15 protein-coding genes are annotated in these 13550 nt (G+C 61.4%); 3 read left to right on the forward strand and 12 right to left on the reverse strand.

Features of this window, described 5'->3' with window-relative positions; genetic code table 11:
• Positions 1-114: 114 nt before the first annotated feature.
• The 9 genes from ubiB to dapF all read right to left on the reverse strand — a co-directional run bounded on the left by ubiB (position 115) and on the right by dapF (position 8028).
• Positions 115-1752: a ubiquinone biosynthesis regulatory protein kinase UbiB gene (gene ubiB, locus JNL55_RS00220; protein WP_293848087.1), complete on the reverse strand. Its 1638-nt coding sequence runs from the start codon at positions 1750-1752 to the stop codon at positions 115-117.
• A 3-nt stretch (positions 1753-1755) separates the two neighbouring features.
• On the reverse strand, positions 1756-2349 hold the full coding sequence (locus tag JNL55_RS00225; RefSeq protein ID WP_293848089.1) for an SCP2 domain-containing protein: 594 nt from the start codon (positions 2347-2349) through the stop codon (positions 1756-1758).
• Position 2350: 1 nt separating this feature from the next.
• A complete protein-coding gene (ubiE, locus tag JNL55_RS00230) occupies positions 2351-3121 on the reverse strand; it encodes a bifunctional demethylmenaquinone methyltransferase/2-methoxy-6-polyprenyl-1,4-benzoquinol methylase UbiE (protein ID WP_293848091.1) in 771 nt (256 codons plus the stop codon).
• Positions 3122-3184: 63 nt separating this feature from the next.
• Positions 3185-3574 (reverse strand): DUF971 domain-containing protein, encoded by a 390-nt coding sequence (locus tag JNL55_RS00235; protein WP_293848093.1) that lies wholly within the window; start codon positions 3572-3574, stop codon positions 3185-3187.
• A 4-nt stretch (positions 3575-3578) separates the two neighbouring features.
• Positions 3579-4907 carry an ATP-dependent protease ATPase subunit HslU gene (gene hslU, locus JNL55_RS00240; RefSeq protein ID WP_293848095.1) on the reverse strand — a complete coding sequence of 443 codons (1329 nt, stop codon included), beginning with the start codon at positions 4905-4907 and terminating at the stop codon, positions 3579-3581.
• 34 nt (positions 4908-4941) lie between these two features.
• On the reverse strand, positions 4942-5478 hold the full coding sequence (gene hslV, locus JNL55_RS00245; RefSeq protein ID WP_293848097.1) for an ATP-dependent protease subunit HslV: 537 nt from the start codon (positions 5476-5478) through the stop codon (positions 4942-4944).
• A gap of 9 nt (positions 5479-5487) precedes the next feature.
• A complete protein-coding gene (xerC, locus tag JNL55_RS00250; protein ID WP_293848098.1) occupies positions 5488-6390 on the reverse strand; it encodes a tyrosine recombinase XerC in 903 nt (300 codons plus the stop codon).
• Between the two features lie 30 nt (positions 6391-6420).
• Positions 6421-7167 (reverse strand): DUF484 family protein, encoded by a 747-nt coding sequence (locus JNL55_RS00255; RefSeq protein ID WP_293848099.1) that lies wholly within the window; start codon positions 7165-7167, stop codon positions 6421-6423.
• A gap of 36 nt (positions 7168-7203) precedes the next feature.
• Entirely contained in the window at positions 7204-8028 is an 825-nt protein-coding gene (gene dapF / locus JNL55_RS00260) for a diaminopimelate epimerase (protein WP_322111003.1), read from the reverse strand.
• Positions 8029-8222: 194 nt separating this feature from the next.
• Here dapF and JNL55_RS00265 point away from each other — a divergent pair, with 194 nt between their 5' ends.
• A complete protein-coding gene (locus tag JNL55_RS00265) occupies positions 8223-8861 on the forward strand; it encodes an AAA family ATPase (protein WP_293848100.1) in 639 nt (212 codons plus the stop codon).
• Here JNL55_RS00265 and JNL55_RS00270 read toward each other — a convergent pair whose 3' ends face one another.
• Complete coding sequence (locus JNL55_RS00270) at positions 8862-9749, reverse strand: SDR family oxidoreductase (protein WP_293848102.1); 888 nt, start codon at positions 9747-9749, stop codon at positions 8862-8864. It lies immediately after the preceding gene.
• Positions 9750-9888: 139 nt separating this feature from the next.
• On the opposite strand from JNL55_RS00270, the gene JNL55_RS00275 reads away from it, so the two are divergent.
• Together JNL55_RS00275 and JNL55_RS00280 are read left to right on the forward strand one after the other, a co-directional pair.
• Positions 9889-10362, forward strand: coding sequence for a GbsR/MarR family transcriptional regulator (locus JNL55_RS00275; RefSeq protein ID WP_293848104.1), 474 nt, complete (start codon positions 9889-9891; stop codon positions 10360-10362).
• Entirely contained in the window at positions 10359-11300 is a 942-nt protein-coding gene (locus tag JNL55_RS00280; RefSeq protein ID WP_293848106.1) for a TIGR01777 family oxidoreductase, read from the forward strand. Before JNL55_RS00275 ends, JNL55_RS00280 begins: the two co-directional genes overlap by 4 nt.
• On the opposite strand, the gene JNL55_RS00285 is transcribed toward JNL55_RS00280, so the two are convergent.
• Together JNL55_RS00285 and JNL55_RS00290 are read right to left on the reverse strand one after the other, a co-directional pair.
• Positions 11278-12357, reverse strand: a complete 1080-nt coding sequence (locus JNL55_RS00285; protein ID WP_293848108.1) for a 2Fe-2S iron-sulfur cluster-binding protein — start codon at positions 12355-12357, stop codon at positions 11278-11280. The genes JNL55_RS00280 and JNL55_RS00285 overlap by 23 nt on opposite strands.
• Before the next feature lie 8 nt (positions 12358-12365).
• Positions 12366-13550 (reverse strand): heme biosynthesis HemY N-terminal domain-containing protein (locus tag JNL55_RS00290; RefSeq protein WP_293848109.1); only part of this gene is annotated, 1185 nt, incomplete at its 5' end.

Here is a 13550-nt window from a genome sequence, read left to right on the forward strand (position 1 = left end):
GGACTTAGGAACAAGGCTTTTCCTAAGGACCTGCGGCCGGCCCGGCGGGGCGCGAGAAATATGGACTCTCCGGGCCCGGCGTCAGCCGGAAGAAAAAACAAAAATAGGGCGGCGTTATTTGCGGAGGGCGAGCAGGCCCACGATGCTTGCTCCTAGCAAACCGTAGCCGAGCCACTCCGGGCCGGCGCCGGTGGCGAGCAAAACCACACCGCTGAGTGCTCCGATGGCCGTCACCAGCGTGACATCTCGCCGACGGCCATCCTCGCGAATCGTCTGTTGAAGACGTTCGATCTCCTTACTCTCGACCGGCACGCTAAGCCGTCCATCCGACGCGCGTTGGATCGTGTTCTCGATGAGCGGCGGCAGTTGGTGCAACGCCTGGAGCATATCCGGCAGCTGTTTTTTAACGTCGCGAGCGAGCGCTCGCAAACTCCAGCGCTCAGCGACCCACTGACGCAACAGGGGCTGAGCGGTCTTCCATAGATCCAGATCGGGATACAGCTGACGACCGACGCCTTCAATCTGCAGCAGCGTTTTCTGAATCAGCATGAGCTGCGGCTGCATCTGAGCATCGAAGCGCTGCGCAGCCTCGAACAGGCTAATCAACACCTGTCCGAACGAAATCTCTCGCAGCGGCTTATTCGCAATAGGCTCGCAAACGGTGCGCACCGCGGATTCCAACTCATCGACTCGAACGTGCGCCGGAATCCAGCCCGAATCGATATGTAGCTGCGCGATCCGGCGATAGTCGTGCTCGAAGAACGCCAGGAAGTTCTCCGCCAGGTAATGCTGATCGCGTGGCGCCAGCGTGCCGACGATGCCGAAGTCGACCGCGGCGTACTGAGGCTGCTCGGGATTGTCGAGCAACACAAAGATATTGCCGGGATGCATGTCGGCATGGAAAAAATTATGACGGAACGCCTGCGTGAAAAAGATTTCCACGCCGTTCTCGGCCAAGCGCTGAATGTTCGCGCCGCGACGCTGCAGTTCTTCAACGTCGTTGATCAGCACGCCCTGCACGCGCTCCATCACCATCACATTGCTGCGTGTGTAGTCCCAATAAACCTCGGGCACATACAACAAGCGCGAACCGACGAAGTTGCGTCTCAGCTGTGCGGCATTGGCCGCTTCACGCTTCAGATCCAGTTCGTCGAGAATGGTCTTCTGATACTCGCGAACCAGCTCGACCGGGCGTAAGCGAGGCGCATCGCTCCAGTAACGATTGGCCAGGTCGGCGAGCGCGTACAACACTTCGACATCGCGCTCGATGAGCTTGCGAATGCCTGGCCGTACAATCTTCACGACGACTTCTTTGCCGTCCTTGAGTTGCGCGCCGTGAACTTGAGCAATGGTCGCCGCCGCCAACGGAGCCGGGTCGAAGCGGGCAAACACATCGCTGGTTGGTCGCTCGTAAGCGGCTTCGACGATGGCGCGCGCAGCCTCGTTCGAAAACGGCGGGACGCGATCCTGCAGCTTCTCCAGTTCGTCAGCGATATCCCGCGGCAGCAAGTCGCGACGCGTGGACAACGTCTGCCCGAACTTCATGAAGATCGGTCCCAGCTCTTCCAGCGCGAGTCGCAAACGCTCGCCGCGTGACAAGGACGCCTTGCGCCGGAACCAAGTGTTGGGCGACAGGTAAAACGCGAACCGCACCGGGCGGAACAGGTGCGTGGCGACGATGATCTCGTCCAGGCGATGACGCACCAGGACGCGTTGAATCTGCAGCAGCCGCGAAATAACTCTCAGGCGCATGCGTCAACCGCGCTGCCGTTCGAGCAAAGCCAGTTTGGCTTCGAAGCGATCCACGTCGTCACGTAACTTGTCGACGCCCGCGACGAATTCGTCGGCTTCGGTGCGGCTCGGTGCATCGCGCCCTTCTTCTTGGAGATATTCAGAAACGTTTTGGGCGAACGTGCTTGCCGCTCGCCGTGCGAAGCCCAGTGCCGAGCGAGCTGCGTTGCCGACTTGATGAGCTGCGACATCGCCGATGACTCGGGACAACTCTTCTTCCAAGTCCGGTCGCGCTTGCTTGAGCAGCTCGCTGAACGTCTGCGCGACTTCAGCATCGCCCTGAATGTGCACGGAGCTGGTTCGCAGCGCCGTTTCGGGCGCAGGACCAGCCATGCGTAGTAGCGACAGCGGCGTGCCCGACAGCGTGGCGCTGGGCGTGCCGTCGTGCTGAGTATCGAGCGACATCTGCTCGCCATTGGATTTGAAGTAGATGCTGAGCGGCATGCCTTCGACATGCAGTGCCAGCACTTTCGTATCCAACCGTCGGCACAAAGCTCGCGCTGCGGACGACGCAGCGATGTTTCGATTCAGCACGGATTCGAGCGGCGTCAGGCGCATATCAGAACCGATAGCCGCGATGCAGAGCGACGATGCCGCCGGTGAGATTGTGATAGCGGCAATTTTCCAAACCCGCGGCCTGCATCATTTCGATCAAGGCCGGCTGCGTCGGAAACTTGCGAATGGATTCGGCCAGATACCGATAGCTGGCCTCATCGCCGGCCACGACTTTGCCCAGCCACGGCAACACCGAGAACGAGTACGCGTCGTAAATCGGTTTCAAGCCGGGGACCACCGGATGCGAGAACTCCAGAATCATCAGCTGACCGCCAGGCTTGAGCACGCGTTTCATGGAGCGCAGCGCCGCTGCCTTGTCGGTGACGTTGCGCAGGCCGAAGCCGATGGTCACGCAATCGAAACTGTTGTCGGGGAAGGGCAGGCGCTCGGCATTCGCCAGCGAGAAACGAACGTTATTGACGAAGCCGCGATCGGTCATCGCGTCGCGTCCTTCGGCTAGCATGGCGGCGTTGATGTCCGTCAGGACGACCAAGCCATTCTCACCGACTTGCTTGCACATGCCAGCTGACAGGTCGCCGGTGCCGCCAGCCACATCGAGCGCTCGCTGACCGGGTCGCAAGCCCGTCTGCGACAGCGTGAAGCGCTTCCACAGCCGGTGCGTGCCTGCCGACATCAGGTCGTTCATCAGGTCGTAGTTGCCTGCGACCGATTCGAATACCGCTCGCACCCGCGCCTGTTTTTCCGCTACCGGCACTTGCTGGTAGCCGAAATCGGTGGTCGAAGACGGCGGAGGGTTGGAAGGCTTGGCGGTCATGGTCGTCGCTGCGTGTGACGACGCATTCTAAACCAAACATGAGCCACCTACGGCTCCGTTGACTCAGCGCGGCCGAAAGATCGCCGGCTTTTTCGGCAACACCGTGGGGTAGGCGATGCCCAGTTCCTTGAGGCGGTCCAGGTAACTCTGCCACTTCTGCGGGCGGTCCCGCCCGAGCTCGTACAGGTAGGCCCAGGTGTAGAGGCCGGTGTTGTGGCCGTCGTCGAACACCAGCTTCACGGCGTAATGGCCCACCGGCTCGACCTGGGCGATCGCGACTTCATGCTTGCCCAACTGCAGCTGTTCCTGGCCGGGCCCGTGGCCACGCACCTCGGCGGAAGGCGAGAACACACGCAGGTATTCGTACGGCAGCTCGAACACCGAGCCGTCGTCGAAGCTCACTTCCAGCACGCGGGACTTGGTGCGGGACTTGATGTTGGTGGGATGTGGCATGGGGTTAAAGAATGTAGCGCGTCAGGTCTTCGTCCTTGACCAGCTCGCCCAGGTGTTTGTCGACATACTGCTGATCCACCATCAGGCTGAAGCCGTTCTTGTCGGCGGCTTCATACGACAACGTTTCCAGCAGTCGTTCCAACACCGTGTGCAAGCGCCTCGCGCCGATGTTCTCGGTGCGCTCGTTCACTTGATACGCGACTTCAGCCAGACGACGCACGCCGCTCTCGTTGAAATCGAGCGTAACGCCTTCGGTTGCCAGCAGCGCTTTGTACTGCGTGCACAGCGAAGCGTCCGGCTCGGTGAGAATGCGAATGAAGTCTTCGACCTTGAGCGCATCCAGTTCCACGCGGATCGGGAAGCGGCCCTGCAATTCAGGAATCAGATCCGACGGCTTGGACATATGAAATGCGCCGGACGCGATGAATAGAATGTGGTCGGTCTTGACCATGCCGTGCTTGGTGCTGACGGTGCTGCCTTCGACCAGCGGCAACAAGTCGCGTTGTACGCCTTCACGGGATACGTCGGCGCCGTGGGTTTCCTGGCGACGAGCGATCTTGTCGATCTCGTCGATGAACACGATGCCGTTCTGCTCGGCGTTCTGTAGCGCCCGCAGTTTCAACTCTTCCTCGTTGATCATCTTGGCGGCTTCTTCGTCCGTGAGCAGCTTGGAGGCATCGCGAACTTTGACCTTGCGAGTCTTGGTGCGCGAACCGCCGAGATTCGAAAACATGCCTTGCAGTTGCTGAGTGAGATCTTCCATGCCGGCCGGTGCCATGATTTCTACACCCACGGGCAGGGCGCGCACTTCGATCTCGATCTCACGATCGTCGAGCTGGCCTTCACGCAACATCTTGCGGAATTTCTGGCGCGTTTCGCCGTCGCGGGGATTCGGTTCGGGATCGGCAGTGAAGCCCAGTGACTTGGGGCGCGGCAGGAGTGCGTCGAGCACACGTTCCTCGGCCGCGTCCATGGCGCGATGACGAACCTTTTCCATTTCTTCTTCGCGCGTCATTTTGACGGCGACGTCCATCAGGTCCTTGACGATGGAATCGACTTCGCGGCCGACGTAACCGACCTCGGTGAACTTGGTGGCTTCGACTTTGATGAATGGCGCGCGTGCCAGGCGAGCGAGGCGGCGAGCGATTTCGGTTTTGCCGACACCGGTCGGGCCGATCATCAAAATGTTTTTCGGTGTGATCTCGGCGCGCAGTCCTTCGGCGACTTGCATGCGGCGCCAACGATTGCGCAGCGCGATGGCGACGGCGCGTTTAGCTGCGCCTTGCCCGACGATGTGCTTGTCGAGCTCTTGAACGATTTCTCTCGGGGTCATGGACATACAGGGTCAGACATGCGGGATGGAAGAGTTACTGCAACTCTTCGATCGTGAGATTGCGATTGGTGTAAATACAAATGTCGGCGGCGATGTTCAACGCCTTCTCGACGATGCTGCGAGCCTCGAGCTCGGTGTTTTGTAACAACGCGCGGGCGGCGGATTGGGCGAACGGGCCGCCTGAACCGATGGCCATGATATCGTCTTCAGGCTCGATCACGTCGCCGTTGCCGGAAATAATGAACGAGCTTTTGGTATCGGCGACGCACAGCAAGGCTTCCAAACGACGCAAGCTGCGATCGCTGCGCCAGTCCTTGGCGAGTTCGATGGCGGCACGCGTCAAGTTGCCATATTGCTGCAGCTTGGCTTCGAAGCGCTCGAACAGCGTGAACGCGTCGGCGGTGCCGCCGGCGAACCCTGCCAGCACTTTACCGTCGTACAGGCGCCGCACCTTACGGGCGTTGCCTTTCATCACGGTGTTCCCTAACGAGACCTGGCCGTCACCGCCGATACAAACGATGCCGTTGCGGCGGACGGACAAGATGGTAGTTGCGTGGGGTGATTCGCTCATGTCTCAACTTCAAGTCTTGCGGCGCGCGCGCGGGTGGGCAGCGTCGTATATTTTGGCGAGGTGCTGAAAATCAAGGTGGGTATAAATCTGAGTGGTTGCTATGTTCGCGTGGCCCAACAGTTCCTGCACGCCGCGCAGGTTATGGCTGGATTCCAGCAGGTGCGAGGCGAACGAATGACGGAACATGTGCGGATGAACGTGCACGCCGAGTCCCTGTCGCTTCGCCCACTCCCCGACTTGCTTCTGTACTGAACGATGGCTGATGCGGTCGCCGCGAATACTGACAAACAACGCGTTGCTGTCCACCGCTGCGAGCTTGGTGCGTTCCTGCCGCCAGCGAACGATGGCCTCGGCCGCAAACTTGCCGACGGGCACGATGCGCATTTTCTTGCCTTTGCCGAGCACGCGGACGGTGCGATCCGCCAAGTCGACGTCTTCGAGGTCGAGACTGACCAGTTCGGACAAGCGCAAGCCGGAGGAATAAAACAATTCCATGATCGCTTTGTCCCGCACGCTCAGTTCTTCGTCGGTGCGGAAGCTCAGCAAGCGTGCCATCTGATCGACATCGATGGTCGCGGGCAAACGTTTCTTGGCTTTGGGTGCCTGCACGTCGACGGCGGGATTCAACTTCACCGCGCCTTCGCGCAACAGGTAGTTATAAAAACTTCGGATCGCGCTCAGCCGGCGTTGGATCGTGCGCGGTGACGCACCTTGTCGATGTTCGGTAGCGGCGAAGGAGCGCACATGTTGCCCGTCGACCCGCTCCCAAGCCGCGATGCTATTGCGATCGCAATGACTGACGAAGCGTTTCAGATCGCGGCGATAGTTGGAATCCGTGTGCGGCGACATGCGCCGCTCCACGGACAGGTACTTGAAGAAGTCGGGGAGCCGGGCGAGAGCCGAGTCATGCATCGATCATTCGCCCGGAGGCAGGCGTCGCGACTAGGCAGCCGCGACGGCCTCGCTCACCAGATCGCCGATGCGAGCCAGGAAATCGGTGCTCATGGTGGGATGGAAGCGTTGCGCGTCCGGGCTGCCGATGGCGAGCAGGCCGAAGCCCAGCTCACGACCGAGCGGCACCAGCGCCGCGGAACCGATCTCGATGGTGCCGGCGCCGAACAGGAAGTCACGCTGGCTATCGCGAATCTGGCCGCAGCGAGGCCGTGCCGATTCGAACAGCGTGTCGAACATCTTCAGCTCGGGTGCGGCCGGATCGATCAGGCGCAGGTGACGGCTGTCGATGTTGGCAAAGCCCGTCGAACGAGTGGGCGCCAACAGCAGCAGCCATTCAGAGGCGCCGAAGTCTTCGCGCAACGAAGTCTCCATCGCATCCACGAAGGCCGAGGCATTGCGTACCCGAACCAGTCGGCAGGCGAGGCGATGGATCTTGGCGGCGAGCACATCGTTGCTGCGAGCCACGTCGATCAGTTCGCGCAACCGCGATTCCAACCCCTGATTCTTGTCACGCAGTGCCGAGACCTGGCGCTCGACCAGCGACACCGTGGCGGTGCCGCGGCCATGAGGCAGCTTCAGTTTGGTCAGCAGCGTGGCATGGCGTTCGAAAAAGTCGGCATTGTTTTGCAAGTAATCGGCGATCTCGGCCTCGTTCAGGGTCGGGCCTGCCGCTTTGCTGCTCGCCGCCGGAGTCGGGGTTTCTACATCGACGCCGCGGACCGGTTGCTTGCTCATACAACTGCCTTATTCGTTACTTGGTTTGCGCAAAGCTCAAACATCCACCGTCCCTTCGAAAACGGTGACCGCCGGTCCCGTCAGCCACAAGGGCTGTTCGGGTCCCGGCCAGCGCACGATCATGCGGCCGCCAGGCGCATCGACCTGCACTTCCTCTTGCAACAGTCCCCAACGTCGCCCCACTGCGACGGCCGCGCACGCACCGGTGCCGCAGGCCTGCGTTTCACCGACACCGCGTTCGAACACGCGAAGCCGGATGTGCGTCGGGCTGACGACTTCCATGAAGCCGACGTTGGTGCGCTTGGCGAAGCGCGAATGATTTTCCACGGCCGGCCCGAGTGTGTCCACGGGCGCGTCCTTGACCGAGGCCACTTGCATGACCGCGTGCGGATTGCCCATCGAGACGGCACCGATTTGTAGTTCCTTTTCGCCGACACGCAGCGGGTACACATCGGCTTCGCGGGTGGCGTCGAACGGCAGCGCCGCGGGTGAAAAGTTGGGGACGCCCATGTCCACCGAGACCAGGCCGTCGTCCCGGAGCATGCCGTTGACCCGGCCGCCGGGGCTGTCCATATGCACCAGGGCTTTGCCCAGCTTGCGGGCCACCAGGCTGGCGATACAGCGCGCGCCGTTACCGCACTGTTCGACCTCCGAACCGTCGGCATTGAAGATGCGATAGAACACATCGAACTGGTCGCCTGGAGCCGGCATCAGCACCAGCGCTTGATCGAAACCGATGCCGGTGCGGCGATCGGCGAGGCGGCGGAACACTTCGGCAGTGGGCAGGTCGGTGCCGGCCGGAGCATCGAACACGATGAAGTCGTTGCCCAGGCCCTGCATCTTGGTGAAAGACAGGTGCATGCGCCAAGCATACGTCAATCGGCTGGCGCTGCGCAGGGCCGCCGAAGAGGCGCGACTGCGGTTTGCTCCCCGTGACATTTGCCAATCGGGCCTTTAACTTAGCGACGCCTCATTCACAACAACGCGAAATCGAGCACAGCCCGGTTGATCAGTCAGGGTCACGATCCTGCTTTTCCGGCGAAGCGAGGACTTTCATGCGCCATGTGATGGTAATGAACTCCAAGGGTGGTAGTGGCAAGAGCACGTTGGCCACCAACATCGCTTGTTACTTTGCCGGCCAGGGCAACAAGGTGACGCTGGCCGACTACGATCCCCAATGTTCCAGCCTCGACTGGCTCTCGGTTCGGCCCGAGGACCTGCCCAAGATTTCGGGCGTCAAAGGGTTCGAGGAGGGCATCCGAGGGGTGGCTCGCGACACCGAGGTACTGGTGATCGACGCGCCGGCCCGAACCCACGGCTCGGAGATGAATGAGCTGGTGCGCCGGGCCGAGACCATCCTGATTCCCGTGATGCCTTCACCCATCGATATGAAAGCCTCGGCGCGCTTCATGGAAGAGCTGCTGGAGCTGGGCAAGGTGCAGCGTCAACAGGCGCGGCTGGCCATGGTGGCCAATCGAGTCCGCGAGAACACGCTGCTGTTCGATGAGCTGGATCATTACCTGGAAAAGCTCAAAGTGCCTTACCTGGGCCAGCTGCGACAGTCGACCAACTATCTGCGGGCGTACCAGCGCGGCATGGGCATTTTCGAGCTGCCCGAATACCTGGCCGGCCCGGATTGGGAACAGTGGAAGCCCATCACCAAGTGGCTGGATAGCAAAAAGAGCCAGCCGTAGTTAAGCGCCGCCGGGCAGGCTCGCGCGGACGCCGGCTTCGATGTCCGTGTAGCGCAGCTTCACGCCCAGGTGTTTCAGCATGCGGTCGTTGCCGACCCGGCGGGACTCGTTGAGAAACGATAACCGCTCGGGGCTGAAGGTGAGCTGGGCTTCCTCCATGGACACGCGGGGCGGCGGGGGCAGGCCGGTCAGCCGCGCGACCAGGTCGATGAACTCGGTCGAGCTGATGGAGTTGCCGTCGGTGACGTTGTAAACGCCACGCGCTTCCTGGTTGTCGATGCCCGCTTGGCAGGCCATCACCAGGTCGTCGACATGGATCCGATTGCTGATGCCGGCGTCTTCGATCCGCACCACCGGCTCGGACTTCTTCAGTCGTTCCAGCGGCAGCCGGCCCGGGCCGTAAATCCCCGGGACTCGCAGTACCACGCGCCGAACTCGCCGCTCGTGACACCACACTCGGGTCATCTCCTCGGCGCTGACCCGGCGACGGGCCCGGTCGGTCATCGGTCGCACCGGTGTGCTTTCATCGACGAAGCCGCCATCGGCATCGCCGTACACTCCGGTGGTGCTCATATAAACAAACGTCTTGGGCGGTACGAAGGCCAGGTGCAGGAAGCGGTCGAGCCGTAGATCGCTCTCGCCCTGCCCGGGCGGCGGCGCCAGGTACACGATGGCCTCCTGATCCAGGCGTTCAGGAATGCTGGCGCCGGCGCGCACCCGATCCAAGTCGATCACGATGCTCTTCAGGCCCTGGCGCTCGAGCGCGGCGGCCGAGTCGTTGGAACGAACCAAAGCGGTGACTTCGAAGCGCTCGCGCAGCCGGGCGGCGAGCCGCTGACCCACATAGCCGCAGCCGGCAATCAACACATGGGGCCGGGGGGCAGTCATGCGCGGCTCCGCTGGCCGGGGTCACTATTGACAGGGCGTCGGTGCATATTTAAATTTCAGAAATTACAGAAATTACCGATGCGTCTAACCTATGAAGCTTACTCCGACCATGCATCGTTGCGTGCTCCATTGGGGCGAGATGGCCAGCCGCTGGGGGGTGAGCCGGTCGGTGGCCCAAATCCATGCCTTGCTGTTCCTGGCGCCGACGCCGCTGATTGCGGACGAGATTGCCGAAACGCTCAATGTGGCGCGCTCCAATGTGAGCGTCAGCCTCAAGGAGCTGCAAGCCTGGGATCTGGTCAATGTGACGCATCAACTGGGCGACCGGCGGGACTACTTTCAAGCGCGCAAGGATATCTGGGAAGTGCTCACCATGATTATGGACGGGCGCAAGAAGCGTGAAATCGATCCCACGTTACAGATGCTGCGTGAGTGCTCCGCCGACGCCAAGAAGGACCACGAGACCCCCGAACAGGTGAAGCAGCGGATCGGCGACATGCTGGAGTTTCTGGAAGAGGTGTCGGGTTGGTATGACCAGGTCCGCGGCATGCCCCGGCCGACCTTACTTAAGCTCATGCGCATGGGTACGAAGGTGGCGAAGATCGTTACATGAGCGATCCGGACGAGCGCGCGCGGGCGGTGCTGGTCACCGGTGCCACTGGGTTCATCGGTCGCAAGGTGTGCCGGCGGCTGCTCGCCGACGGTGACAGCGTCATTGCTTTGACGCGCGATTACGAGAACGCGAAGCAAATACTCGGTACCGACGTCCGCATCGTCACTTCTCTGGATGAGATTCTGCTCGGCGAGCGCATCGATGCTGTCGTGAATCTCGCCGGCGCGCCCATCATCGCGCGGCCGTGGACTGAAGCTCGTCGCGCCGAGTTGCTCGATAGTCGTCTGCGGGTCACCAACAAAATCACTGAGATGATTGCGCGGCTAGAACACAAGCCGACGGTGCTCATCAATGCGTCCGCTATAGGTTACTACGGTGTGCGTGGCGATGAAGAGATCACCGAGGCGGCGCGCGGCCAACCGATATTCCAATCGCATCTTTGCCAAGCTTGGGAGTTGGCTGCGCAAGGTGCCGAGCAGTACGGCGTTCGTGTGTGTCGACTGCGCTTCGGTATCGTGCTCGGTGCGGACGGCGGTGCTTTCCCCGGGTTGATTCGTCCGGCTCGCCTGCACTTGCGAGTGGTGCTCGGCTCCGGTCAGCAGTGGCAATCGTGGGTGCATGTCGACGACGTGCTCGGCCTGCTCTGGTACTGCATGAAGCACGACGACCTGAGAGGCGGCATCAATGTCACAGCACCGCATCCCGTGCGTCAGCGGGAGTTTGCGGCGCTGTTGGCTGAGCAGTTCGGGCGTTCGATTCCGTTGCGCGTGCCGGCGACGACGTTGCGGACCACGCTGGGTGAAATGTCACAGCTACTATTGGAAGGGCAGCAAGTGTTGCCGACCAAGGCGCTCAGTCATGGCTTTGCATTTCGCTTTCCCGAATTGAAAGCGGCGCTCACCGATCTGTTGCGTGCTAAAGGTCCTGCGGCGGTATGAAGGTCGCGCCGAGCTTGGCCAGCGCGTCGGGCGCGTAATCGAATGAATCGAAAAACAATTGCTCGGCCGGCAGACCACGATGCATGAACTCGTGTCGAATGGTTTCCACCATCACCGGCGGGCCGCTGGCATAGACATCGACCAGCTTCAGGTCGGGATGGTCAGCCAGTGCCGCTGCATGCACGAAGCCGACTCGACCTTGCCACTGATCCTCGGCGCGCGGTGCTGATAACACTGGGATGTAGCGCAGATTGGGGTACTTCGCGCACAGCGCTTTGATCTCGGCATCTTCGTAGAGATCGCTGGCGGTCTGCGCGCCCCAATAGAGATGCAGCTGCCGACGGTCGCCGACTTCCAACAGACTGTGCAACATCGAGCGCAACGGTGCGTAACCGGTGCCGCCGCCGATGAGCAAAGCCGGTCGCGGCGATTCGCGACGGAACCAAAACTGTCCAAGCGGACCTTCGATACGCAGCAGTGACTTTTCCAACGTGCCGTCGAACAGCTGCTGCGTGAACTCGCCGCTGGAGACGCGACGGATGTGCAGCTCGAGCAACTTGCCATCGCCCGGGGTGCTGGCAATCGAAAAACTGCGTCGCCGATTCTGCGGCAGCATGATGTCCAGATACTGGCCCGGCACGAAATGAAAATATTCGCTGGCCGGCACGCGCAGAAACACCGCCATGATGTCCGAGGTGAGTCGCTGAGTTCGCTCGATCCGGCACGGCAGACTCTTGACCACGATCTCCGGCACGGGCGGGCGAATCTGCCGTACTTCGATGCTGATTTCGTCGCTGGCGGCGTGGGCCTGGCAGAGCAGGGCATAGCCGTCGCGTTCTTCATCTTCCATCAGTCCGAGCGGTCGGCCCAGCGGATAACTCACCGTGCCGGTGCGAATACGTGCGCGGCACGACGAGCAATGTCCGCCTTTGCAGCTGTGAGGAAGATTCAAGCCGGTGCGTAACGCGGCGTCGAGAATGGTCTCGCCGTGCTCAACGGTCAGTATTTGCTGCGACGGCAACAGCGTGACGCGGGCATAGGGCCGGGCTACGGACATGGGAAGCTCTAGCTTCTCCGCCGATCGGTCTGTCTGCGCTCTTGAAAGCGGCGTGCGCGAATTTTCGGCAGATTGGTTTTCCGGCCCACCGCGAATGCGAGCGCGTCGTTGAGTGCCTTCACTGAGCGCTCACGCTCGCCGAGCTGTTCCATGAGACTTGCCAGCAGTTGATACGCTTCCAGTCGTGGACGAATCGCGATGCTGGTTTCGAGGAAGCTGCGAGCTTTGCCGTACAGCTCGGCGCGCGTCGCCAGCTCGGCGCAGGTGAATAACAACGCGGCATCTTCACTGTGTTCAGGCAGCCAGGCTTCGGCGCGATCCAAGGTCTTGAGCGGCTCATCGGTTTCCAACTCGCCATACGCGAGCACGGCCGATTCGTTCCATTGCTTGTTGATACAGTCACGCAGCGCCGCTTCGGCAGCGTCGTGATCGTCGCAGGCCATCGCCGCCCGCGCATAAGCGACCACGATTTCGGGATGCTTGGCCAGCGACTTGGAGGTTTCTTTCCAGGCGGCGCGCAACTCGTCCAGATCGCACTTGTTGCCGGCGTCTTTGAGCCGATCCAGATGCACCTGCGCGACGGACTCGTCGATCATCGCGGCATTGATGCCTCGCGTACTGCGTAGTCGCGGCTCTAGCGCCTGCAGTTTCTGCCAGTCGCCGTTCTGTCGGTAGACGCGAGCGAGCAGTAACAGGCCGCGTGCGTTCTGTTCGTTGGTCGCTTCGAGTTGCTCGAGCGTTGCCAGCGCAGCTTGCAGTTGCTTGTGCTTCAACAGCACTTCGGCTTGCATGATCAGCGCCGGAGCACGGCGGTCGCCGGACACCTCCAGCGCGCGAGCCAACCATTCATCGCGTCGCTGCGGGGAGCCTTGTAGATCCGCGGCGCGGGCGGCAGTCAAATAGTGAGCGGCCGGATTCTCAGCTTCACGCACGTGACGGGTCAGCGTGGTCTCTGCCGTTTCCCAATTACCTTCCGACAACTCCAGGATGCCCTGAGCAAAGCTGCGACGAGCGCGCTCATGGCGACGCGCCTCTTGCGCGGTTTTCCAAACGCGGCGTGCGGTGACCAGCTTGATTGCCAAGCGGATCAGGAAATAAGCCGCGACCAGCACCAAGCCGAAAGTGACTGCCGACATTTCGATCAGCCGACCGGCGAAACGCAGCGCCACGTAGCCGGGATCGCCCAACAACAT

The organism is Steroidobacter sp., assembly GCF_016790065.1.
Lineage (GTDB): Bacteria > Pseudomonadota > Gammaproteobacteria > Steroidobacterales > Steroidobacteraceae > Steroidobacter.

Excerpts from the sequence above, each read along its gene's own strand:
- JNL55_RS00275 (WP_293848104.1), top strand. The coding sequence starts at position 9,889 with ATGGCCAGCCGCTGGGGGGTGAGCCGGTCGGTGGCCCAAATCCATGCC.
- JNL55_RS00270 (WP_293848102.1), bottom strand. The coding sequence starts at position 9,749 with ATGACTGCCCCCCGGCCCCATGTGTTGATTGCCGGCTGCGGCTATGTG.
- JNL55_RS00265 (WP_293848100.1), top strand. The coding sequence starts at position 8,223 with ATGCGCCATGTGATGGTAATGAACTCCAAGGGTGGTAGTGGCAAGAGC.
- JNL55_RS00225 (WP_293848089.1), bottom strand. The coding sequence starts at position 2,349 with ATGCGCCTGACGCCGCTCGAATCCGTGCTGAATCGAAACATCGCTGCG.
- ubiE (WP_293848091.1), bottom strand. The coding sequence starts at position 3,121 with ATGACCGCCAAGCCTTCCAACCCTCCGCCGTCTTCGACCACCGATTTC.
- xerC (WP_293848098.1), bottom strand. The coding sequence starts at position 6,390 with ATGCATGACTCGGCTCTCGCCCGGCTCCCCGACTTCTTCAAGTACCTG.
- JNL55_RS00255 (WP_293848099.1), bottom strand. The coding sequence starts at position 7,167 with ATGAGCAAGCAACCGGTCCGCGGCGTCGATGTAGAAACCCCGACTCCG.
- JNL55_RS00285 (WP_293848108.1), bottom strand. The coding sequence starts at position 12,357 with ATGTCCGTAGCCCGGCCCTATGCCCGCGTCACGCTGTTGCCGTCGCAG.
- hslV (WP_293848097.1), bottom strand. The coding sequence starts at position 5,478 with ATGAGCGAATCACCCCACGCAACTACCATCTTGTCCGTCCGCCGCAAC.
- dapF (WP_322111003.1), bottom strand. The coding sequence starts at position 8,028 with ATGCACCTGTCTTTCACCAAGATGCAGGGCCTGGGCAACGACTTCATC.
- JNL55_RS00235 (WP_293848093.1), bottom strand. The coding sequence starts at position 3,574 with ATGCCACATCCCACCAACATCAAGTCCCGCACCAAGTCCCGCGTGCTG.
- ubiB (WP_293848087.1), bottom strand. The coding sequence starts at position 1,752 with ATGCGCCTGAGAGTTATTTCGCGGCTGCTGCAGATTCAACGCGTCCTG.
- hslU (WP_293848095.1), bottom strand. The coding sequence starts at position 4,907 with ATGACCCCGAGAGAAATCGTTCAAGAGCTCGACAAGCACATCGTCGGG.
- JNL55_RS00280 (WP_293848106.1), top strand. The coding sequence starts at position 10,359 with ATGAGCGATCCGGACGAGCGCGCGCGGGCGGTGCTGGTCACCGGTGCC.